We start from the raw sequence: 23275 nt of genomic DNA on the forward strand, positions 1-23275 counted from the left end.
TGATGTAATGCTCGTTGCTCCACCCCGCGTCGTTATAAAGTTAATGGATGATGTTTCTCTATGATGAGGACATCTTCCTCTTCTAAATATGCTTCGTTGTTTGTTGCGTCGATGTTACTCGGAGATTACTCGTTGATGTAATGCTCGTTGCTCCACCCCGCGTCGGTTTAAAGCCATTAAGTGCTGAAGTAAATATGGCGGAGGAAGAGGGATTCGAACCCCCGCGCGGTTTAACCCGCCTGTCGGTTTTCAAGACCGATCCCTTCAGCCGGACTTGGGTATTCCTCCGCGTTAGAATATATAATATGTAATATGTAATATTCCATGGTGGAGCCTAGCGGGATCGAACCGCTGACCTCCTGCGTGCAAAGCAGGCGCTCTCCCAGCTGAGCTAAGGCCCCATATCGCTTAATTCATTGATGTCTCAGCGACGTTTATTACTATACCACGAAACATTTGTAACCTGCAATACTTTTTTTAAAAAATTTCTATAAAATTTTTTCCAATGCTGATTTACCCCATTAATTTAACGTTCCGATTAACGTAAACATTGGTAGCATTACCGCTAAAAACAGAAATAATACAAAGCCACCCATCAAAATAAAAAATGCTGGTTGAATCATTGCAAACAGCTTTTGAATTTTATCTTCCAAGTCAAAAAATAATAATTCACTATACGATTGCAAGTCTTTACCTAAGTACCCTGTTCTCTCACCATTTTCAATTACTAATGCAAGCTCATTCATAAAAAAAGTCCGTGTACTCATAATTTCAAATAAAGAATGGCCTTGAATGAGCTCCGATTTTATTAAGCTAACCTCCTCACGAAAAAAAGATAAATAATGCTGATTCTCAAAAATACTCAACGCATGACGAACAGACATACCAGATTCCAATAAATGCCCTAACTGCAAAGCAAAAAAGTAAGTTAATATTTGTTTCATAAATGATTTAATAAGGGGGATTTTTAAAAGAAGGTTCATTTTTCTAGAGGCATTCGATTTTTTAATCACATAAAGATAGTATATTCCGATAACAAATACAGTTCCAATAAGGGAGACACTAAATAGAGGCATGAAATCAATCACTAAAAAAAAGAGGGACGTAATAAATGGCGGAGTGCCTTGGAAACTCAAGAACATTTGCGTTAGATGCGGGGCTATGAATTGCTGGAGCATTAAACTCATCAAAACCGTAATCCAAATTAAAACAAGTGGATAACGTAAAATTTTTGATAGCTCCTTTTTCGTTTTCTCTTTCTTTCTGTAAAGGTCGCTTGCTTGTTTAAAAGCTTTTGCTAAATCTCCTTGTTGCTCATAAAAATAAATAAACGATAATACATCGTTTGGTAGAGCAAAAACTTCAAACGCTTCCGAAACACTTACACCTGCTTTCAAATCTTCTTCAACCTTCGCATACAACTGTTGATGTTCAATCGAAGCATGTAACTTTATAAAAGAAAGAGCGATTGTAAGTGGATAACCTTGTTCAAGCAATTGAGCAATACGAGCAAGCTGGTTCACTAATGCTTGGTGATTTTTTCTTAATCTTATTCTATTTTTCACCATAGCCCCTGCCTTTCTATTTCCTCTTCCTCTAAATAGCCTAATGACCATGCTAACCTCACTTCATTTCGCAATTTTCGATACGGAACCTCTTGATTCAATATCGTTTCCCTCAAACGTTCTGCAAAAAGAGTTTCGTATACCGCCTTTCTTCCTCTATAAAGAAAATGACTACATTCCTGTGCTCGCTCTCGTTCGCAATAACGACAAGTTGGTAAAAAAAGTCGTTGTGTCATAATCATTCGTGTCGCTTCCGCTAACTCAGCACGGGTTAATCCAAAATCTAATAAACGAATAATCGCCGAATAACAGTCATGTGTATGCAAAGTGCCAAGCACATAATGACCCGTTAAAGCTGAACGTAATGCCAACTTGGCGGTTTGTTTGTCACGAATCTCCCCAATGACAATAACGTCAGGGTCATGCCTCAGGATCGAATGTAATCCACTTTCAAATGTGATTCCTGCTTTTTCATTTATTTGAATTTGTACCGCCTGTTCAATCGATTGTTCAATCGGGTCTTCAATCGAAATGACCCTTCTGTTCTTTTTCGAAATAAACTCATTTAATAAGGAATATAGGGTTGTTGTTTTGCCAGAACCTGTTGGCCCGGTAATTAACAAAAGTCCATATGTGTAATGAAGCGCTTGGAATAATGAAGGAAGCTGTTTTGGTAAAAGTGGGAGGTTTTGAATCATTGTGGAACTGTTTTGTTTCGATATACGAATCGCTAAACTTTCAGAAGGGGTAGCAGGTAGGGTGGAAAGACGTAATGTATACTTATGGTTTTGTTCAACAAAAGGCAACATCGAACTTTGCGATTTTCTCCGTTCTCCAATATCCATTCCTGATTGATATTTCAAATGACTAATCAATCTTTCGGCTTGTTTGCTCGGTAATCGTTTAACTGATTTAATTTGTCCGTGAATACGCATTTGCACTAAGTAACCTTGACTAGTCGGAATGACATGTAAATCAGATGCTTGATTAACAATCGCTTCTTTTATTAGATTTTGACTCAATTGCTCGACTTCGTACAATATTGATTCCTCCATTCTAATCTTTCTACGGTTAAATTCGACATTTAGTAAAATAATCCTCTTCATCTTGCATGAAAAGAGAATGTTAGGTTATAATACATTTTACCAGTGGGCTATGGCCAAGCGGTAAGGCAACGGATTTTGATTCCGTCATGCGTTGGTTCGAATCCAGCTAGCCCAGTGATTAATAAGACTGCAACAAAAGGTCGCTAAGACCATTGGGCAGTCTTTTTTTATGTCCAAAATCAATCGCTGCTACCCTATTGAAAAAAATAAAAACTCCACCTTTTATATAAAATTTGCTACGATAAAGATGGAAAATAAAGAAGCTAGTTTGTAGGAGATGATGTTCATGCAAACTGCCTATTATCATAAACGAGTGATTCATTTGCCTACTATTGATCGTTCAGAATGGCAACAACTATATAAGGCAGGTATTAAAGGGGCGTTAACTTGTATTCATTGTGGCGAAAAAATGCGTCTACAATTAAGTATAGAAGAACCGGCCCAATTCCTTCACCCTCCCACAACTCTAAGTTGTGTCGATGAAGTGAATGCGTTCGAAAAAAAATATTCTACTAAAAAAGAAGAACCGAAAAAACAAGAACAAGCGTTAAATGGGTTTTCAATCCCACAAAACCGTTCTATCGCTCAAACAAGCGAAACCTATGATTCGAGTTGGAAAAAACCTGAGCCGTTAACGATGATTCCTGATTTTCAACCTACTAAGTCAACAACCATGACTTATCAATCAGAATATAGAAGCCTCTTACAAAACAACGGTATCTATTTAGATGATAATCAATGGTCCGCTGTTGAAACAACGGAGGGGCCTCTCCTCATTTTGGCAGGTGCAGGAAGTGGAAAAACGAGAGTACTTACGACTAGAGCTGCTTATATGTTAACCGTTAAGCAAATTTCTCCAAAAGAAATGATTCTCGTCACGTTTACAGCCAAAGCAGCAAAAGAAATGAAAGCTAGAATGGAAATTTATCCAAACCTTTCGAAACAAACACTTAAACAATTAATGGTCGGGACGTTTCATAGTATCTTCTATAAAATTTTGTTACACCATCACCCCGACCGTTGGCATTCTAGTAAATTGTTAAAAATGGATTGGCAAAGGGACAAATTAATAAAAGAAGCGGGTCGTGAAATTGATATTGATGAAAAAGACTTTGCTTATGACCAAGCATTAACTCAAATAAGTTGGTGGAAAAACCATTTAATTTCCCCTGACCAAGTAAAAGCAGCGGATCAATGGGAAGAAAAAGTTCAATATCTATATAAAAGATACGAAGAAAAAAGAACAAATGAACAAATGTTTGACTTTGATGATATGTTAATCGGTTGTTATGAGCTACTAAAATCAGATGAGCATTTAAGGGCTCGTTATCAACAAAGATTTAATTATGTTTCGATCGATGAATTCCAGGATATTAACAAAGTCCAAGCGGAAATCATAACAATGCTTACGGAAAAATCAAATAATCTTTGTGTTGTTGGTGATGACGACCAATCGATTTATGGCTTTAGAGGTAGTGATCCAGACTATATTCTTTCCTTCCAACAAAACTATCAATCAGCTAAAAAAATCATTCTAAATGAGAATTATCGTTCCAATCATTCGATCGTCTCAGTCGCTAACAAAGTTATTGCCACAAACCGGAAACGATTCAAAAAGACATTAAAAGCTCAGTACCACATTGAAAACTATCCGACCCTTTTTTATCCTTATGATGAGGAAGAAGAAGCAACGATGATTGTGAACGATATAAAAAAACGAATCGAATCCGGGGCAAGACCTGCCGATTTTGCGATCTTATATCGAACAAATACGCATGCAAGAGCTTTATTTGAACGATTAATTGACTCCAGTCTTCCTTTTGTCATTGAAAGTGACGGTGAATCCTTTTATAACCGTAAAACCATTCGTAAAATTTTGGCTTACTTAAGATTGGCTCAAAACGAAGATGATATGAAGGCCGTCCCTGATATGACAAGTGCCTTATTTTTGAAACAAAATGTCGTTCAAGATGTAAAAGCATATAGCATTACACATGACTGCACATTAGTTGAAGCTTTTTCTTATGTAGAAAATCTACTACCTTTTCAATTGAAGAAGTTAAAAGCATTACCGAAACAGTTTCAAACCCTAAGAAAAATGCCACCTGAAAAAGCGATTCAGTATATAGAGTCTGAAATGGGTTTAAAAGACTATATCAAAAAACAAGGCAACGAGGGCAATAAGATGGAGCGCGGTTCTGATGATGTTAGGGACTTAAAAGTAGCGGCAAGACAACATGAAACAATTTCCTCTTTTTTGGAACATGTTGACCATATGATAGCCAAATACACAGAAATCAAGTCACTTCCCCCGTCCAAAGAAGCGATCCAATTAATGACCATCCATAGGGCTAAGGGATTAGAGTATGACCATGTTTATTTGTTAGGTACTGTTGAAGGAAACTTGCCCCATGATTATGCCCTTGAAGCATGGCGAGAAGGCAATGACAACCCTTTGGAAGAGGAAAGAAGACTAATGTATGTGGCGATTACAAGAGCGGTTCAATCCTTATCTATATCCGTTCCAATGATGCGTCGCGGTAAACAAACACAACGTTCTCGATTTGTAAGAGAAGCACAAAAAATGATATCAAAAGCTAGTAGCTTGAACACTTAAAGAGAGGTAGAAAAGAGATAATGAACCATACAGAGATGATCAATAAAACAGAAATATGGGTAAAAGAGCAATTATTCGATGAGAAAAGTGGACATGATTGGTATCACATTAAACGAGTGACAAACCAAGCCATTGTCCTTGCCAATAAAGAACAAGCCGATCTTTTTATCGTCACGATGGCTTCATTACTCCACGATATAGCCGATGATAAATTAATAGAAAATGAAGAAAAAGCCTTAAATTCGATAAAAGAATGGCTCGACTCCATCCAAGTAACTCCCGAGGAGCAAGCACTTATCTTTGATATCATTCAGTCGATTTCTTTTAAAGCTGGAAACGGACAATTACTTCGGACGATCGAAGCAAAGGTTGTTCAAGACGCTGACCGATTAGATGCGATTGGAGCGATTGGAATTGCTAGAGCCTTTACTTATTCTGGACAAAAAGGCCAAGCCATGTATGATCCGACGATTGCTGTACGCGATAATATGACATTAGAAGAATACCGTAACGGCAAATCTTCAGCCGTCCATCATTTTTATGAGAAACTATTTAAATTAAAAGACTTAATGAATACTGAAAGCGCAAAAGAAGAAGCCGAAAAAAGACATTTGTTTATGGAAGAATTTTTGGAGCAGTTTTATCGGGAGTGGGAAGGGGTATAAAGAGAGGTTCTTCTTCATTATTCATTTAGAAAGCCTTACATTCTCACAAAAAAATAAAAAGGAAAAAGAGGCGGGGACATAACTAGCTATAGTAAATAGAAAACGAGTCCATATTCTTTCGGAATCTTTGTGATGGGTTATATGAAGGACCCACTTGTTTTTCTTTTTATAAAGTGAGAGGTATGTTCACCGCTCCTGAGTTCGACTCCAGGCGATTGACGCGGAGCATGACTTTGGAGAGCGGTGAATTTTTACTAATTGGCCTTATAACTTAAAAATATGTGGCTCATTCTCATTATAAATATTTCTCGTATCAAAAATGATCTTTGCCTCTTGTTTGATTAATTCATAATCAATATTTGTATGCTCCGTTAAAATAACGACACAATCATAGTCAGCTATCATTTTAGCTGATAAGATTCGGTGCTTATAAACTTGATTATTCAATTCGATTTGCTTTAAGAATGGGTCATGGTAATCGACTTTAACTCCTCTTTCCATTAACGTTTGAAAAACAGGAATAGCTGCTGACTCTCTCATATCATTTATATCTTTTTTATAAGACAACCCAATCACTAACACATTCCCAACTTTCTTTCCGATAATATCTAGAACTCTTTTTACAATATATTCAGGTTGGTTATCGTTGATTTTTTTAGCAAGATTTATAAATTCTGTATTGATTTTCAGTTCATCTGCTTTCCATTTAAGATACAATGGATCAACCGGGATACAATGTCCTCCAATTCCTGGACCTGGATAGTACGGCGTAAATCCATACGGTTTTGTAGAAGCTGCCTTAATAACATCCCAAATATCTACTTGTAAATGATGACTGATTTGGCTTAGCTCATTCATAAAAGAGATATTAATAAACCGCTGGGTATTCTCGACAATTTTTGTCATCTCTGCAATTCTAGTATTTTTAACAGGGACAAGTTCATGAAAGAGCTTTTGGTAAACTTCTGTTAACCTCTCTAGGCACTGACTTGTCACTCCACTAATAACTTTTGGAATATTTTCTAATGAATACTTTTTATTTCCAGGATCGATTCTTTCAGGTGAATATCCTAAAAATAGATTATCACCAATCTCCCAACCCGCATTTTCTATTAATGGTTTTAGAACCTCTTCGGTTGTTCCAGGGTATGTTGAACTCTCCACAACGATTAATTGCTCTTTCTGCAAATGAGGAATCATAGAATGAAAGGTATTTTTTAAAAAAGAAAGATTTGGTTCAGAATGATTAATTAAAGGAGTCGGAACACAAATAACAATCGTTTCTACTCCCCGAAGTAAAGAATAATCATTTGAATAATTAAATAAAGGAGATTGAACGACTTCTTTAATCTCATCATCTGAAAGATCACTTAAATAGGAATGGCCTTTATTTAAAGCTAATATTTTACTATCATCTATATCAATCCCAAGTACATCGAACCCTTTTTGGTGGCACAGTATAGCTAATGGCAATCCAACATAGCCTAATCCGATAATGGCTATTTTACTCTCCATTTCTTTATACTCCTTTCCAAACACATAAACACGTATGTTGTATGTTTATGAAGAGGTTTACTCTTTGGTAAGGGCCAGATAGAAAAATGGGGTTTTTTAACATACATTTAGTATAAACACTCTACTATTGATACGCCCTCAATATTTCAATCACTGCTTCTTGTTCAGCAATTGTTAAATAAGGATGCATTGGTAAAGCTAGTAATCTTTTTGCCTTCTCTTCTGCAATAGGTAGGTCGCCGACTTGATAACCTAATTTTTGATAGACTTTTTGCAGATGTAGAGGTAATGGGTAATAAATACCGGAGCCTATTCCTTTACTCTCCATATAATGAATGACTTCATTTCTTTTTGGATGTTCAATACAATATAAATGATAGCCGTGGGTCTTACTACCTTTAGAAGTTGGTATGGAAAAACCATTGAAATGCTCCACTACAGAATATTTTTTTGCTTTTTCTACCCTTAAACCATTCCATTCATCTATTTTTGTTAAGCAGATTCTCAAGATAGCTGCATGAATTTCATCAAGCCGACTATTATAACCAATTTCATCGTGATAATATTTTTTCTCACTGCCATGGTGTCTTAGCTTCTTTACCCTATTTGCGATTTTTTCATCTTTTGTCACAATTAATCCCCCGTCACCAATTGATGATAGGTTTTTCGTTGGAAAAAATGAATAGCAACCAATATCTCCTATCGTCCCAACTTTTTCGCCATTTAACTCAACCCCAAAAGCTTGGCACGCATCTTCAATGATATATAAGTGGTGTTTAGTCGCCACTTGTTTTATTTTATCCATCTCACAAGCCTGACCAAATAAATGAACAGGAATAATCGCTTTTGTTCGAGCCGTTACTTTATCCTCAATTAACGTTGGATCAATATTATATGTTTTTGGATCGATGTCCACAAATACTGGCGTTGCCCCCACTCTTGAAATCGCCTCTGCCGTCGCAAAAAATGTAAATGGAGTCGTCATTACTTCATCACCAACCCCAACATCAAGTGCCCTTAAAGCTAATACAAGAGCGTCCGTTCCATTGCCAACATTAATCGCATGTGCAATGTTTAAGTACTGACAAACTTCTTTTTCAAATTGTTTTCCTTCCACACCTAATATATATTGACCACTATCAATGACATTTTCGACCGCTGCTAAAATTTCCTTTTTTAAACTTTTAAATTGCCTGTCAACTTGTATTATTGAGATCAAATTCTTCACCCTCTCGCTCTAAACAATGAATACACATTCTTGACTGAACGGTTTATCATATGCGATTTGAGCTTAATTTGTACGTCCATTCGTCATGGGTTACCCAAACAAAAATGAAAATTGTTCATATAATAAAATATTAATAGCCATTGGAAAGAGGTAAAAAATGAGAAATTCAAATAGAAACAGTAGAAAAGCTTCTTTACAAAATAAAAATGTACTTCTAGGAACGATGGAAATTGCCAACCAAATGTCAAGTATAGCTAAAGGGCTTCATGCAAAAGGTATTAATGGTCGTACACTTAATTATTATCAATCGTATTTAAATTACGTAGACGATTTTCAATTAAATGATTTCAAACTACCTAACACTACTCCACTTAGAAAAAAAATTATAGAATCACTCATTCCAAATTTTGATATTTTTCACTTTCATTTTTCAACTACACTCTTCCCTGACTTAACCGACGTTGAAATCTTAAACCATCTGAATAAACCTATGCTCATGCATCATTGGGGAAGCGAAGTACGAGACTTAGAAACCGCTAAAGCAGTAAACCCTTATGCAAAAATTAAGGTAAATGACTTTAGCCCATTCAAAAAAAATTAGAATATTTATCGACTAAAATCAAATACTGCATCGTGCCTGATCATGAATTGTTGCGATACACAAAAAATTATTATGAAAAAACATTTATTGTCCCATCAATGGTTGATCTTGAACAGTATAAGCCGATTATCAAAGAAAAAACAAAAAACCTCTTGTTGTTCATGCACCAACAAATGCATATATTAAAGGCTCCTCGTTCGTTATAGAAGCAATCGATAAATTAAAGCTTGAATACGATTTTGATTTTCAATTAGTTACAGGACTCTCCCACGAGCAAGCAAAAGCCATTTATCAAAAAGCTGATTTAATTATTGATCAGCTACACATCGGAAGTTATGGTCTCTTTGCGATTGAATCGATGGCGATGGCCAAACCAGTGATTTGCTATATTAGTGACTATATGAAAAAAAATTATCACCCTGATTTACCTATTATTTCAGCAAACCCTAGTAACATTTATCATGTTATAAAAAACACTTTAAACAATCTTGATGCCTTACCGCAAATCGGACTAAAATCAAGAGCATATGTTGAAAAAAATCACGATATTTTAAAAAACACAGATAGAATCACTCAAATATACAAATCTATTCTCTAAACGGATCAAAAAAGGCTGTTCATAAGGTCAATACGACTCATGCGACAGCCTTTTGTTTATTTTTCATTTAACCACTCTAACGTACACTTTAGCCCCTCATCCACTTTAAATTCAGGACGCCAATTTAGGTGTTTTTTCATTTTTTTAATTGAAAGTTGTCTTCTCTCCACGGTATCGACATCTCTTTTTTCTACATAAACCACTGGATAATCTTTTTTACGATAAATAGATGTAACAATTTTACTTAAATCATTTATCGTTGTTTCAATCCCTGTTCCAACATTGTAAATCTCCCCTATAGCCCGCTCATTTGTGGCAACTGTCAAAAAAGCCTCAATTGCATCGTCTATATAAGTAAAGTCTCTAGTCTGTAGACCATTTCCATGTATTTGAAGTGGTTCATTTGACTTTATCGCTTCAAAAAACTTTGCTACAACACCACAATACGGATTTGATGCTAGCTGCCCTGGTCCAAAAACATTAGATAGGCGAACAATTGTACAAGGGAGTTCGTAATTTTGCTGATAAAGAGTGACATATTGCTCAGCACAGTATTTACTAGCCGCATATGGTGTGTTAATGTTTTTTTCCTTTTCTTTTGTCGGAAAATTTGTAGCCACCCCATAAATAGATGATGTGGAAGAATAAACGAATCGCTTTAACCTTTTGGCATGTAACTTAGTTTGCTCTAATAAAACTAACGTCCCTAACGTATTCACTTCTAAATCTTTTTTTAGTTCTTGCATCGACATCACTAGATTCCTTGCTGCCACATGAAAAACATAATCGACATCTTGTAAGATCACGGCTAACAACTCTTCATTTAATATACTGTCGTTATAAAAGTGAATTTTTTTAGACTTAGGAATTGAATGTTCATTGCCAGTCGTCAAATCGTCAATAATTGTCACTTTATCGGCTTCTGGCAAAATCCTTTTTACTAATTGGGAACCAATAAAACCAGCTCCCCCTGTGATTAAGACATGACCTAACCTCATAATAACCTCCTCATTCCAAAGACTTAAGAATTTAAATATATGATAAATTAACCATTTAATTTATATTATCTTTGTTTTTTGATTGAATAAAAGCTTTAATATCTTGTACCATCTTATGTGCACGATGAATCGATGTATGATGGCACTGAACAAACTGATATCCTTGATCGATAATTTTTTTTCGTTCTTCTTCATGTTTCAAATAATACTCATACTTCTCTTTAAAATTGTCTTTTGTACAAACAACATAATGAATTCCATCAATAAACCCTAACTCTTCTATATCAGGAACGTACTCTGCCAGTAATAATGTCCGACTACCTAGAGCTTCAAAAAATTTTCGGACAGGATACTCATAAATCGAACCACATGTAAAAAAAATCTTAGAACGGTTCAATTCCTTTGAAAATTGTTCATCAAAAATCCCCTTATCCACAGGAGACATATGCGGATGATATTTAAACCCTCCCACACCTCTCATTTCTTCTAACACCTTTGCTCTAAAAGGATATTTACTATCAATATGCCCCATCAATAAACCTGAAATATTTTTAGGCAGCTTCCAATCTTTAAAAACACGAGAGTTAATCGAAAAAGGAAACCATCTAAATTGCGCTTTAAATTGCGGAAAACTTTTTAAAAATGGAGCTTTTGTAACGGAGAAAATTAAATCAATTTTATTGTGAATAAAATACCTTTGTCGCAAGCTTTGGTCCGTTCTTTCATCAATGACAACACAGCCCTTAGGAATCGAAACCGTCTCTAGTCCTGTAATAATTGGAGCAAGAGCACTTCTATTGGCATTATCATAATGTAAAATAAAATCCGGTTGTTTCGGAAATTTGTTTAAAATATCTTGTATATGACCATCTTCATGCCAATAATAAACATCGGCAAAATATTGTAATGGTTTTAGTAAATCATACAAACTTTTATGTTTAGGGAATTTCCTCCAAAACTCCCTTACTAAAATAAGAATAACGAGTTTCTTTTGTCCCAAAACCTTATCCCTCCTTGCAAACTAATAAGATAGTATATGCAACAAACTTACAGAACGATTGAACAAACGTTGAATTCTGCTACAATATTAAAAAGGTAAAAGACACAAACATGATACAAACACTAAAAAAAATATTTAAACTAGAAAAAAACTACCGAACAATTGTCGATAGTTTTTTAGCCAATTCCAAAAGACTCTACTTTCTTTTTTTGCTTTTAACCTTTTTCTTTTTACTTCCTAATTTGCTCTCTAAATAAGCTTTATTATGCAATACAGATGGATCTTCCGGACGATACTCTCCTGCCTTTTCATTATGATAATAAGATTTGTTATAATTACCAAGCTTGTCGTAACATACACATAGCTGTAAATGAGGATACCAGGTCGAATAGGCAGGATAGCTAAAGCTCCACTGATTTAAATCTGGCTTTAATTCAATTGCCTGCTCATACCAGTAGACAGCATGCTCATATTCTCCTTTTTGCTGATTATGGTACCCAATACGACTACAGACTTCCGGCCTCGGTGTTTTAGAAAAAGCAAAAGACTGAAAAAGCGATTCTAACTCTTTATCCAGTTCTCCTAAATGGCGATGGCAATCCGCTTTATTAAGACACGCATAAAATTTATCCTCGCTCCATCCATCTTTTTTGGCGATATTTTTTTCATATGCTTCTATCGCCTCTTTTGGAAAACCGTTTTCCCTTAGTTCATTTCCATAATAGAAATAATCTCTAGCCGAAAAAACATCTCCTCTTTCTAACTTTTCTTTATAAATAGACAGATTTCTACTGACTGAATGCTTTAGTTTTTTATGAGTAATGGCTACATCTGAATTGATGATTTTTCCGTAAACATTTAAATAATTATGAACATCCCCTTCCCACTTAAAGTTATTCTCTCTCTTTACTAAACGATTTCTTCTATACCTAAGCGTCACATTCCCATACTGATCCATCCCAGCATTATAAAACATCGATACAGAATCAACTGATAGATTTAACGTTTTCTTTAATTCCTTCAGTTTCTTTTGATCTTCTTTTAATAAAACATCATCAGCATCTAAATATAAAATATAATCTTTTGTGGCATATTTAAAAGATTCGTTTCTTGCTGCGGCAAAATTTCCTGTCCACTCGTAAAAGAAGACTCGATCTGTATATTGTTTAGCAATTTCAACAGTTCGATCGGTCGACCCTGTATCGACAATATTAATTTCATCAACAATATCTTTGACCGTATCCAATCCTCTTGCTAATACTTCTTCTTCATTTTTAACAATCATACATAAACTAATCGTTACCACAACTCTCCCCCTCACTCTAGAATACTACGGCTCCCTTTTTAATAATTTGGCTGGATTGCCGACGACTGTTGACCGTGACGCCACATCCTTTGTCACAACAGCACCAGCCCCAACCACCGCTTCTTCTCCGATTTCGATATTAGGCAACAAAGTCGCATGATTGCCAAGTTTGGCTCCTTTACGAATTCTCGGTCCTGTATGTTTCCCTTTTCCAGAAGCCATATATTTATCATTGGACATCGAACAACACGGCCCAATAAAAACGTGCTCTTCAATCACAGTATCCGCCGTAATATAAGAACCTGTTTGAATTGTCGTTTTTTCCCCTATCGTTGTATTTGGTTCGATGATAACTTGTCGACCAACAATCGTCTGTTGGCCGATTTTTACTTGTTCTCTAATGCTAGATTGATCAGCAATAAACGCATGATTACCAATCTCACTGCCACGGTAAAGAGTCACTTGTGCTCCTATCAATGTATGACTTCCGATAATAAGCGGTGCTAAATGAGCTTCAGGTTTCCTCGCCATTTTTTTATTTGATGAAGGTAATTTTCCTAAAATCGATAAATCTTCAATTCGGACATGATCTTGAATAATCGTATCCTTTTTAATCACACAATGATGGCCAATTTTGACTCCCTTACCAATTTTGACATTTTCCTCAATGATTACGCATTGACCAATTTCAACTTCATCTCCTATTTGAACAGTTGGATCAACATTCATTTTGAACCCTCCCAAGCACTCATTTCACCTGTCTGAAAATCTTCTAATGGTAACTGAACAACTTCCTGATTTAATGCCGAACGATATAAAGCAAAAATCGTTTCCAAAGCACGTATTGACTCTTCCCCATCAGCAACAAATTCTGACTTTCTTCCGGCTATACAATCAAGACATGCCTTATACATTCTCACTTGTTCTAATCCATCATGATCCAAACCTTCAATTGGGACTTCCTCATGACCGTTAATGATAAAACGCTCAACCTCGTCAAGCTTCTGACCACGAATTACAACCGTTCCTTTCTCAGCAAATAATTTTAGCGAATATCCCCTGTTATTTGGTAAAGCAATCGAATTTGCTTCAATGACCCCTGTTGAACCATTTTTAAATTTTAATATCCCAATGGCCACATCCTCCGTTTCTTTATATTCATGGACCCTTTTTATCTCACCTTGAACACTTTCTAAGTCCCCCATAAACCACGTTAATAAATCAACCATATGAATGCCCTGATTAATAAGCATTCCCCCATCATGTTTCCAAGTACCTCGCCAAGCAGCCTGCTCATAATAATCTTTTGAACGATTAATTTCGATTGTTCCTACCCCATAAATGATTTCACCTAATAACCCTTGCTTCAACACTTCTTTTATTTTTAACATCGAAGTCAAAAAACGGAGCTGATAACAGACAAATAGATAGCACCCTCTCTTCTTAGCAAGCTCTGTTAAATCACTCGTTTCTTTTAAAGATAAGGTTAATGGCTTTTCAACTAAAACATGTTTCCCTGCTTTTAAAGCTTTTTCAGCTATTTCGGCATGAAAGCCTGACGAAGTAGCAATTAAAACAAGATCTATATTCTGATTAGAAAGCATTTCTTCATATTTTTTATGCATTAAAATCAAATTTGAAGTATTTTTTAAATGACTTCTAATAAGATTCATTCTCTCACTTGATAAATCACTTAGAGCAACGACTGTAAGTTCCTTTAACTGATCTATCGTTTGGCAATGCTTCTCTGTAATCCGACCACATCCAATGATTCCAAGTTTCAAACTATCTCCCTCCCTTTCTTTACATAATGATAAAATATGCAGAACTATTGAAGAGTTCTATTACAAATCAACATTCTTAATGGATTAGATAAATAATTTAGCTAATTAATCCATTGTCTTAAAAAAAAAGTCTACCGACAGTCTTGTTTAGCAAGACCTCTTTGGCAGACTTAAAACAAATGATAACTAGATGTTAAAAACCTTTCTTAAATAATATTTATTCCAGCACTTGCATTCCCTTCAATTACAGAAACTAAATCTACTCCACCTGTCACTTCTGAAGAAAAGACCATTAACAATCTCGTTCCAGTAGTAACTGGGATACTTAAACCATCCGTAGTTCCTGCAGCCGTTTCACCAACCACAATTGTTCCGGTTAACGGCGGTTCTAAAGTAACAGTTGCCCCTGGAACTTCTGTAAATTCATTACTTAATGGTTCAGCACTAAATAATTGAGCCGTTATCGTTACCTCACTTCCGACTAAATCTACTCCAAGCGTTGTACTAAAGAAAGCAGAGATCGATGTTATCGTTCCATCTCTTGGAACGGTAAAGGCCGTATTTAAAAGCTCAGTCGTATCAATTACTCCACCTACTAATTCTACACCAGGAACTGAACTACCAAAACCTATTAAACTTGACGTGTTGGCCAAACCGCCAATAACAGTTGTTAGAACGGCTGGTACCGTTCCTGAAGAAAATGGAATAATCGAACCATCACCGACTGGACCTGTCGGACCTGGGGGACCTGGGGGGCCTGCTGGACCTGTCGCTCCTGGGGGGCCTGCTGGACCTGTCGCTCCTGGGGGGCCTGCTGGACCTGTCGCTCCTGCTGGACCTGTCGCTCCTGTTGGACCTTCTGGACCTGGTGGGCCTTGTGGACCTCGTGGGCCAATTCCACCGCGATCAAACGGATCACGACGACCAGCTATACCACCAGCAAAATTAAGCGGTAATCTACTTTGACTGCCACAACAACTTCTATTATTTTTAAATTTCATATTTTCACTCCTTTCAGTGTTTGATTCATATTATGTGAACTCTGACTAACCGGCTTGTATTTACAACCATTTATAAATAAATGATTCAAACGCCCATAAAACTACTCCCACCTATAATCGTAGCCAGTTTTTGCAAAAGGAGTCTTCTCACTGGAAAATGATAAAAAACATAAGAGACAGCCTCTCTACATATTTATAAAAAAAGACATCATATATGGAGGTATCCTGATGACTAATCAAATAAGTAAAGATTCTTTAACAAAGCTTACGGCCACTCAATTGCAACAACGTATTATCCATTTACAGTCAGAGTTAAAGAAATATAAATACTTGGTCGAGCAATATCAAAATAATTATCACTATAATTTGATAGATACACTCAAAGAAGAAAACGAGCTAAAAAATCAAGAAATTGACGAACTAAACGAAGCACTGCAAAACGAGAAAAAAAATTCAAAAAATATCTTCAAAGAAGTATCGCGATTAAAAGAAAAGTACGAACAAGATCTTCAAACACTCAGACAGCTAAACGAATCATTAAAACAAGAAATACAACAAATACAACAAACAAAACAAATAGAAAATGTAACAAATGATTCAGCTGAAATAACAGATTCCAATACAAAAGATGAAGAGATATATCCATTTTTACAAAAGAATTATAGTGATTATCCAACTAAGAAAACACAATCTACTGAAGAGAAAAGCAACAGCTGGTTTTATAGAAATTTTCAAAAGAAAAATAATGAAGATTAAAAAAAGGTGAACCACTTAAGGTCCACCTTTTTATTCTCAAATTAACTTCCTCCTAAATTTGCAATCCGATTCAAATAGAGGGATGCGTTCGTAACCTCTAAAGTGATTGGAAGTACCGCTCCAGTTACAGGTGTAATTGCTAAACTATAAACTTGACCACTAAAAATACTTAATGGAAAGTTTGGTAAAGTGACACGTTCTGGTGTTGCTGCAAGTACAATTGTTTGTTCTGTTCCGGCAATTGGTTCGCCATTTCTTAAAATACTTACTACTACAGACTCCCCAACTCCCGCTGTAGCTGCAATGGTCAGATCATAAGTCGCATTATAAATACCAGAATTTTGTGAGGCGAATTGGGTAAAATCTGGTGATGCGATAAAGCCTCTTAACGTAACATTTTCATCCAGAACAAGTGGAACTGGTAGTTCTGCTGTATCAAGAGTTACAGTTTGAGATGCATTGGAAGCAAATAAAAAGCTCGGTGTAACAATTTGACAAAAACTTTTACGCTTTCGTTTTGGACATGCTTGTAAAAAACCAGTGTCATTTATAAAATAACGCGGTGAACAACAATCCATATTAATCTCTCCTTTCATTTGTATGGTTCATTCTATTAGCCAATCAACTATCTAGCTTGTATGATTTACCTATTTATTAGAAAATTCCACTAAAGCCTTAACCCAAATCAATCAAAAATGAAAGATTTTCTATAAATAAAAAATGACAAATCTTCTATAAAATAAGATTTGTCATTTAGATGATCCCATTGAGAATTATTCACCTTGGCCGCAGCAATTTTTTTTCGCTTTTAAATCGGAATCTGAGGCTGTCATTCTTTTTACTTCTTTTCTAATTACTTCAGTTCTCGTAATTTGATTAGAGCTCCATCTTTTAACATTTCGAACGGATTTTCTATTTTGATAAAACTTTCTCATAAGCGCACCCCTCCTTCTTCATACATACAATATGTATAGGGCTTCCCCAACTTTTATCTTTTTCTTAAAAATGTGCATTCGCCCGTTTTTACCGAATCGCCTTATCACAATACACAATCTTGGGGAATTATCATAATATACAGTAGTCTGAATACCTACTTTCGTTCATTCGAAAAGCAGGTGAAAAAAATAGGAGGTTAAATGATGAAATCCAAAAAACATAATATTTGCATTAATGCAGAAAAAGTTTATGACTGGGTTATGCGTCCTGTTGAAGTGCAACCAATCAGCATCACAAATGCTGATTTAGCAGAATTAACAGCAGGATTATACGACGCGACTGAGTACGACAATTTCTGTCAATTCTTAACGGCTAATCATCCTTGCTACACAACAAAATGCCGTGTGTTAGAGGATACACTTTATACGCAAGAAATTACTCAATCTCACGGTCGTCAAAAGGTTGAAGTCACATTACCAAATGGCGAAACGGTTACTTTATACCGGGTTAAAATTTTAGCAAAGGGACAAATGGAAATCGCCGTTATGGATGATGATGATTGCTTCACATTAAATGAGCCAGTTGAGTTCTTCACGATTCAAACGTTGTATTTATGTGCTCCAAAAGGAACATGTGTAGAAGCGTGTATCGTTGAAGGAGAATGTGACGCTGAGTTTGTTTGTACAGAAAACTTCCAGCAATTAGATATTTCTGTAAGCTTATGCTTAGATGTATTTGTAACTGACTTCGTAAAGATTGAAGTCGAAGCAGCTTACTGTCACCCTCGTAATGAATTACCGATTAATGATGTCGTATGCGGAACTAAAAAGCGTCCACCAAACTGTGATGTCATCTTCCCAGGAATGACCAAGGATTATTAGAAAGAATGGCATAACGAGGAGAGGGTAACCCCCTCCTCGTTTTTTTCTTCTTAAATCCCTTCACCATACATAGATATATAATAACCATCGATAAATAGGAGGGAGTATATGTCTAAAACACCTTCAACTACATCATTTCACGATAAAGAAATTCAATATAAACAAAAGCTTCTCCATTATCGTTCTGAAGTGACTAAACTAACGAATGAAGGCCAAAAAAAAGACCAACTACTTAAAGAACAGCAAGATACGATTCTTTCTCTTAAAGAAAAAATAAAGCAGATTCCTCAGGAAATAATGGCAGTCGATCCTAAATTATACGAGGATACTTTTATTATCCAAAGTTATTTTGCCTATTCAATGATGATCCCTAAGGAAGATCATACTGTCACTATTAAAGGTCATTTTATTATGAAAAACCTTGGCACAACTCCATTACATGAACCAATCATTTGTTTTGTTTTCAATCAGCCTAAACTTTCTAATTTAGCAGGAAAAATAAGTCACCCAAAACAGAGAGACTTAAATATGTATTTAATGGATGATCAAAACCTCGAACAATCTTGGTCCTTCACCGAAAATCAGTCAAGGAAAGAAGCAAAGAAAACCGGCCAATATTGGCTTCGACCTAATAATATTCAGAAGTTAGAACCAAATGAAACACTCAGTTTTTCTGATTTTGAAATTGAAATTCCAAAAGGAGTAGATAATCCATCCTTTGTCGTTGATGCTTATATATATGGCAGAGAAATTTCGGAAGGGAAAAGTGCTGACAATCAAATCATGTGCAATATATTTTAATAAGTAAAAGCTATCGACTCAATGCTCGATAGCTTTTACTTATTATTAACCTTTTAATAACGCTTCTAAAAAGGATGCCACCCCAGCAATAGCAAGTACAATAAAGATTGGCCACATAATCGTAGGTACCCACCAAAATAATAGAGCAAATAATATCGCCACCCATAACCCAGAGCACCAATAACAACTAAGGAGCTCACCTATAAATCGTCGTATCCCCTTTCCTCTAGGAGAAACAAACTCAAAAACCTCACCACTACTCATTTCCTCCTCGCGAATCATTTGAAACGGCTTCCTGAGGAAATTTGTAATTTTATCAAACACGATTAAATGGGTAAATCGAAAAGTAGCCAAGGCAATAATGACAAACTCCATCCATGACAATTCCATATTATCAACCCTCTTAATAAATTGAATTCACTTCCTATATATATACGTTGCTTTTATAAGATTGATATTGCATTTGCGAAAAAGATGAGTATTTTTTACACACCATCCCCGACCAACGCACTCTCCCCAACAAAAAAAACAGGCCAACAAAGTTAATCCTTTGCTAGCCTGTTCTTCTTTCGTTATTATAGCGATAAAATATTGTAGCCACCATCTACGTGTAGCAGCTCTCCTGTAATACCACGAGCTAAATCACTCATTAAGAATAAAGCTGTATCGCCAACTTCTTCCTGTGTTGTTGTTTTGCGTAAAGGTGCTCTTTCTTCGATTTCTTTTAAGACATCGTTAAACCCACCAATTCCTTTTGCTGCTAAAGTACGAATAGGTCCAGCTGAAATCGCATTAACACGAATGCCATCTTTTCCGAGGTCATTCGCTAAATATTTAACACTCGCATCAAGCGAAGCTTTGGCAACTCCCATGACATTGTAGTTACGGACTACTTTTTCTCCACCTAAGTATGTCAATGTAACGACGCTTCCACCTTCTGTCATTAATGGTCGAGCTGCTTTCATAACCGCCGTTAGTGAGTAGGCACTAACATTATGAGCTAACAAAAAGCCGTCTCTTGTTGTATTTAAATATTCCCCTTCAAGCTCTTCTTTATTAGCAAATGCGATACAATGAGCGATACCGTGAATAACACCAACTTCTGCTTTAATTTCAGCAAACGTTTTTTCAATTTCTGCATCATCTGTCACATCACATGGTAAAATTAAATGACCTTCGTTATCTAATGTTTCAGCTAAACTACGGACATTTTTTTCTAAACGCTCTCCTGCAAAAGTAAAAATTAAGCGAGCTCCTGCTTTTGATAACGATTGAGCGATTCCCCATGCAATACTTCTTTTATTCGCCACACCCATTACCACATATGTACGGCCCGTTAACGACAATTCAATCATTGAATTCCCTCCATTTGATTAATAGTAGTTATTAGTATCAAGTACTAATTTTTATTTTACCATAATTCCTTTTCACTGAATAGCCTTTCATTAAGATGCTACCCTTTATTCACATTTGCTACTTATTAATTAAACTTTTTTCACAAAATACAACACAAGTTCTATCTCATCCACACTTCCACTCGACCTAATAATAACTAAAAACAACTTAAAAAAAACATCAGATGAATCCATTCACCTGATGTTTTACTCTTTTTTAAGAATGATAAGCTTTAGGATTTAAAACACTTTTTGGTGCTTCAATCCCTTTTGTTCCTCTTGAATCAACATGCTTTTCTTCTGGAGAATAGAGGACAATAAAACTTTCTGATGCTGTTTTTGATAAGTTTCTCGGTAAATTCTCTAGTTGCGGGTCCCAACCGAGAGTCCCTTTCCTTGTACTTAAAGCGATGACGAGATCATCTTTTTTCAGCTTATCCAATCGTTCATAAAATAGATCCCATTCTTCTAATTTTTCAAACGTTAAGTTTAAACTAGAATTAGAAGTAGCATAAGCTTCCTTATAATGAGCGATTTCATCGTTAATGATTATACAATGAATCGACATTCCAAGTTCAGTAGCGAAAGTTCTAATCACATCCATAGCCGCATAAAACCCAGCTTTATGAGTATAACCTGTTGGTACAACGACAACTAACCGTTTCATTGTATTTATAGGATATTCGATTTTAGTCACGAGAATCGTTTGTGTTGAACGCTCAAGAAGTTGATCCAATACACTCCCAAAAATTCGTTGTGGAGTCGATAATTTTCCATTCCAACCAATAACAGCCGTCGTAATTCGACTTTCCTCCATCGCACGGATCATACCGGTCGCGATATTTCGATCGACACGAGTGAGCGTTTGAACAGGTACTTCCGCCCCCGCCCCATAACTAACGGCTTCATTTAAAACCTTTTCTGCCTTCACTAATGTTTCGGATGAATTTTCACCACTTTGGGCAACACTCAACGCATATAATGGTTCCTTTGAATTTCCCCGAACAATAAAAGCTAAATCTAATAGCGATTGTAACGTATGCGGATTTGCTACAGGAATCATCACACGCTCTGGAGCTTGATTTGATTCATATGGTCTTTTCTCTTCAAGCAACGCTAGAACTTTTGAGTATTTTTCTACTAAGAACGGTCCAATTAAACATGTAATTAAAATTTTTATAATCATGGCGTTTACGACCGCTTCACCTAATAAACCTAATTCATATCCGACCATTGTTGCCGCTAAAGTCGCTGCCGCTTGTGGAACAGATAAACCAAACATTAAAATTTGTTCTGCTTTCGAATAGTTATAAATTTTTCCAGTAATGATCGCCGCTAATAACTTTCCGAGGATAACAAATACGACGACGATCCCTGCCATTATCCATGTATCAGGATCTGTTAAAATGACCCTTAAATCAACTAACATCCCAACCGATAAGAGGAAGAACGGAATAAAAATCGAATTCCCAACAAACTTTATCCGATTCATTAATGTTCCTTGCTCAACGATAAAGCGATTAAGCGCCAGACCAGCAAGGAAAGCACCAATAATCGCTTCTATACCTGCTAGAGTTGCTCCATAAGCCGTTACGAATAAAACCGACATCACAAAAACAAACTCGGAATTGCCTTCACTTCCTAAAGTCCGGAAGAAAAATTTAGAAATTCTAGGTACTATTAAAAAGACAGCAAGAACAAAAATCAGCAAGGAGATGACCATTGTCACCCAAAACTCAGCATTGAGCACTCCATGTGAAGCACCAGCAACTACGGCTAAGATTAAGAATGCGGTTGTATCTGTAATAATCGTTCCACTAATCGTTGTCGTAACCGCTTTATTTTTGGATACACCTAACCGGCTCGCGATCGGGTATGCTAACAACGTATGTGAACCAATAATGGAACCTATTAAAATCGCTGCGAGTAAAGAATAGCCGATTAATAATGTCGAGACCGTTCCTAAAATAAAAGGAATAAGAAAGGACAATGTCCCGAACGTTAAACTTCGATTTCGATATTTTTTAAAACCATCTAAATCAATTTCTAATCCGGCGATAAAAAAGATAAAATGAAGGCCAACTGCCCCTAATAACAATATCGTCGAATCTCTTGCTAATAAACCTAAACCATTGGGTCCAATGATGAGACCTGCTAGGATTAACCCAATTATTCCTGTCACTTTAAATTTAGCCATAATTAGTGGAGCAATTAAGAAGATAACCATGGCAATAGCAAATATTAAGACAGGATCTGTTACAGGTTGAGCAAACACTTAATCCACACCTTCCGTTCATTCTTCTAAATCATTTATTTTTATTATCATTTTTCACTACTAGATTCAAATATCTTCTAATCATAAAAATGGTCCGAAGAAAAGTCAATCATTTTTTTAGATAGTCTCTTATAGACGATGCCACTTAAGTGTATCTCTTTCTTTTAAACACCCGTTAAACTATTAATATTTTCGTTTCACTTAAGCTAAAAGAGGGTATCGTACACTTATCAAAGGATTGCTTTTTA

The 23275-nt window shown here is 35.9% G+C and carries 22 protein-coding genes and 3 tRNA genes; 8 read left to right on the forward strand and 17 right to left on the reverse strand.

Features of this window, described 5'->3' with window-relative positions:
• Window positions 1–195: 195 nt before the first annotated feature.
• The 4 genes from BALCAV_RS10110 to comGA all read right to left on the reverse strand — a co-directional run bounded on the left by BALCAV_RS10110 (window position 196) and on the right by comGA (window position 2605).
• Window positions 196–288: transfer RNA gene (locus BALCAV_RS10110), tRNA-Ser, on the reverse strand.
• Between the two features lie 37 nt (window positions 289–325).
• Window positions 326–401, reverse strand: a tRNA-Ala gene (locus BALCAV_RS10115).
• Window positions 402–521: 120 nt separating this feature from the next.
• A complete protein-coding gene (gene comGB, locus BALCAV_RS10120; protein WP_160173404.1) occupies window positions 522–1565 on the reverse strand; it encodes a competence type IV pilus assembly protein ComGB in 1044 nt (347 codons plus the stop codon).
• On the reverse strand, window positions 1562–2605 hold the full coding sequence (gene comGA / locus BALCAV_RS10125) for a competence type IV pilus ATPase ComGA (protein ID WP_003322144.1): 1044 nt from the start codon (window positions 2603–2605) through the stop codon (window positions 1562–1564). Before comGA ends, comGB begins: the two co-directional genes overlap by 4 nt.
• Before the next feature lie 109 nt (window positions 2606–2714).
• Here comGA and BALCAV_RS10130 point away from each other — a divergent pair.
• The 3 genes from BALCAV_RS10130 to BALCAV_RS10140 all read left to right on the forward strand — a co-directional run bounded on the left by BALCAV_RS10130 (window position 2715) and on the right by BALCAV_RS10140 (window position 5953).
• A tRNA-Gln gene (locus BALCAV_RS10130) sits at window positions 2715–2786 on the forward strand.
• Window positions 2787–2957: 171 nt separating this feature from the next.
• On the forward strand, window positions 2958–5288 hold the full coding sequence (locus BALCAV_RS10135; RefSeq protein ID WP_003322143.1) for an ATP-dependent helicase: 2331 nt from the start codon (window positions 2958–2960) through the stop codon (window positions 5286–5288).
• Window positions 5289–5308: 20 nt separating this feature from the next.
• Window positions 5309–5953, forward strand: coding sequence for an HD domain-containing protein (locus BALCAV_RS10140; RefSeq protein ID WP_003322142.1), 645 nt, complete (start codon window positions 5309–5311; stop codon window positions 5951–5953).
• A 264-nt stretch (window positions 5954–6217) separates the two neighbouring features.
• Here the strand turns inward: BALCAV_RS10140 and BALCAV_RS10145 are convergent, their stop codons facing one another.
• A complete protein-coding gene (locus BALCAV_RS10145; RefSeq protein ID WP_003322141.1) occupies window positions 6218–7468 on the reverse strand; it encodes a nucleotide sugar dehydrogenase in 1251 nt (416 codons plus the stop codon).
• Window positions 7469–7592: 124 nt separating this feature from the next.
• Window positions 7593–8687 carry a DegT/DnrJ/EryC1/StrS family aminotransferase gene (locus BALCAV_RS10150; RefSeq protein ID WP_003322140.1) on the reverse strand — a complete coding sequence of 365 codons (1095 nt, stop codon included), beginning with the start codon at window positions 8685–8687 and terminating at the stop codon, window positions 7593–7595.
• 166 nt (window positions 8688–8853) lie between these two features.
• Here BALCAV_RS10150 and BALCAV_RS21165 point away from each other — a divergent pair, with 166 nt between their 5' ends.
• Window positions 8854–9297, forward strand: coding sequence for a hypothetical protein (locus BALCAV_RS21165; RefSeq protein ID WP_052044365.1), 444 nt, complete (start codon window positions 8854–8856; stop codon window positions 9295–9297).
• A 358-nt stretch (window positions 9298–9655) separates the two neighbouring features.
• Complete coding sequence (locus tag BALCAV_RS22055; RefSeq protein ID WP_152563042.1) at window positions 9656–9895, forward strand: glycosyltransferase; 240 nt, start codon at window positions 9656–9658, stop codon at window positions 9893–9895.
• A 56-nt stretch (window positions 9896–9951) separates the two neighbouring features.
• On the opposite strand, the gene BALCAV_RS10160 is transcribed toward BALCAV_RS22055, so the two are convergent.
• The 6 genes from BALCAV_RS10160 to BALCAV_RS10185 form a co-directional block, all read right to left on the reverse strand.
• Entirely contained in the window at window positions 9952–10893 is a 942-nt protein-coding gene (locus tag BALCAV_RS10160) for an NAD-dependent epimerase/dehydratase family protein (RefSeq protein ID WP_003322136.1), read from the reverse strand.
• A 55-nt stretch (window positions 10894–10948) separates the two neighbouring features.
• Window positions 10949–11893: a glycosyltransferase family protein gene (locus BALCAV_RS10165; RefSeq protein ID WP_003322135.1), complete on the reverse strand. Its 945-nt coding sequence runs from the start codon at window positions 11891–11893 to the stop codon at window positions 10949–10951.
• A 196-nt stretch (window positions 11894–12089) separates the two neighbouring features.
• Window positions 12090–13199 (reverse strand): glycosyltransferase, encoded by a 1110-nt coding sequence (locus BALCAV_RS10170; protein ID WP_003322134.1) that lies wholly within the window; start codon window positions 13197–13199, stop codon window positions 12090–12092.
• Window positions 13200–13223: 24 nt separating this feature from the next.
• On the reverse strand, window positions 13224–13928 hold the full coding sequence (locus BALCAV_RS10175; protein ID WP_003322133.1) for an N-acetyltransferase: 705 nt from the start codon (window positions 13926–13928) through the stop codon (window positions 13224–13226).
• A complete protein-coding gene (locus tag BALCAV_RS10180; protein WP_003322132.1) occupies window positions 13925–14983 on the reverse strand; it encodes a Gfo/Idh/MocA family protein in 1059 nt (352 codons plus the stop codon). The genes BALCAV_RS10175 and BALCAV_RS10180 overlap by 4 nt, the downstream gene beginning before the upstream one ends.
• Window positions 14984–15189: 206 nt before the next feature.
• A complete protein-coding gene (locus BALCAV_RS10185; protein ID WP_040323859.1) occupies window positions 15190–15984 on the reverse strand; it encodes an exosporium glycoprotein BclB-related protein in 795 nt (264 codons plus the stop codon).
• 228 nt (window positions 15985–16212) lie between these two features.
• Between BALCAV_RS10185 and BALCAV_RS10190 the strand changes: the two genes are divergently transcribed.
• Entirely contained in the window at window positions 16213–16740 is a 528-nt protein-coding gene (locus tag BALCAV_RS10190) for a hypothetical protein (protein ID WP_003322130.1), read from the forward strand.
• A gap of 41 nt (window positions 16741–16781) precedes the next feature.
• Here the strand turns inward: BALCAV_RS10190 and BALCAV_RS10195 are convergent, their stop codons facing one another.
• Entirely contained in the window at window positions 16782–17318 is a 537-nt protein-coding gene (locus BALCAV_RS10195) for a hypothetical protein (protein ID WP_003322129.1), read from the reverse strand.
• Between the two features lie 195 nt (window positions 17319–17513).
• Window positions 17514–17675: a hypothetical protein gene (locus BALCAV_RS22295; protein ID WP_003322128.1), complete on the reverse strand. Its 162-nt coding sequence runs from the start codon at window positions 17673–17675 to the stop codon at window positions 17514–17516.
• A 204-nt stretch (window positions 17676–17879) separates the two neighbouring features.
• Here BALCAV_RS22295 and BALCAV_RS10200 point away from each other — a divergent pair, with 204 nt between their 5' ends.
• Together BALCAV_RS10200 and BALCAV_RS10205 are read left to right on the forward strand one after the other, a co-directional pair.
• Window positions 17880–18557 (forward strand): BMQ_0737 family morphogenetic spore coat protein, encoded by a 678-nt coding sequence (locus BALCAV_RS10200; protein ID WP_003322127.1) that lies wholly within the window; start codon window positions 17880–17882, stop codon window positions 18555–18557.
• A gap of 108 nt (window positions 18558–18665) precedes the next feature.
• Complete coding sequence (locus BALCAV_RS10205) at window positions 18666–19358, forward strand: hypothetical protein (RefSeq protein WP_003322126.1); 693 nt, start codon at window positions 18666–18668, stop codon at window positions 19356–19358.
• 45 nt (window positions 19359–19403) lie between these two features.
• Here BALCAV_RS10205 and BALCAV_RS10210 read toward each other — a convergent pair whose 3' ends face one another.
• The 3 genes from BALCAV_RS10210 to BALCAV_RS10220 all read right to left on the reverse strand — a co-directional run bounded on the left by BALCAV_RS10210 (window position 19404) and on the right by BALCAV_RS10220 (window position 23027).
• A complete protein-coding gene (locus BALCAV_RS10210) occupies window positions 19404–19748 on the reverse strand; it encodes a DUF1360 domain-containing protein (RefSeq protein WP_003322125.1) in 345 nt (114 codons plus the stop codon).
• Window positions 19749–19933: 185 nt separating this feature from the next.
• Window positions 19934–20710 (reverse strand): enoyl-ACP reductase FabI, encoded by a 777-nt coding sequence (fabI, locus tag BALCAV_RS10215; protein ID WP_168771615.1) that lies wholly within the window; start codon window positions 20708–20710, stop codon window positions 19934–19936.
• A gap of 259 nt (window positions 20711–20969) precedes the next feature.
• Window positions 20970–23027 carry a cation:proton antiporter domain-containing protein gene (locus BALCAV_RS10220; protein ID WP_003322122.1) on the reverse strand — a complete coding sequence of 686 codons (2058 nt, stop codon included), beginning with the start codon at window positions 23025–23027 and terminating at the stop codon, window positions 20970–20972.
• Window positions 23028–23275 lie beyond the last annotated feature (248 nt).

It is taken from the genome of Alkalihalobacillus alcalophilus ATCC 27647 = CGMCC 1.3604, assembly GCF_000292245.2.
Lineage (GTDB): Bacteria > Bacillota > Bacilli > Bacillales > Bacillaceae_D > Alkalihalobacillus > Alkalihalobacillus alcalophilus.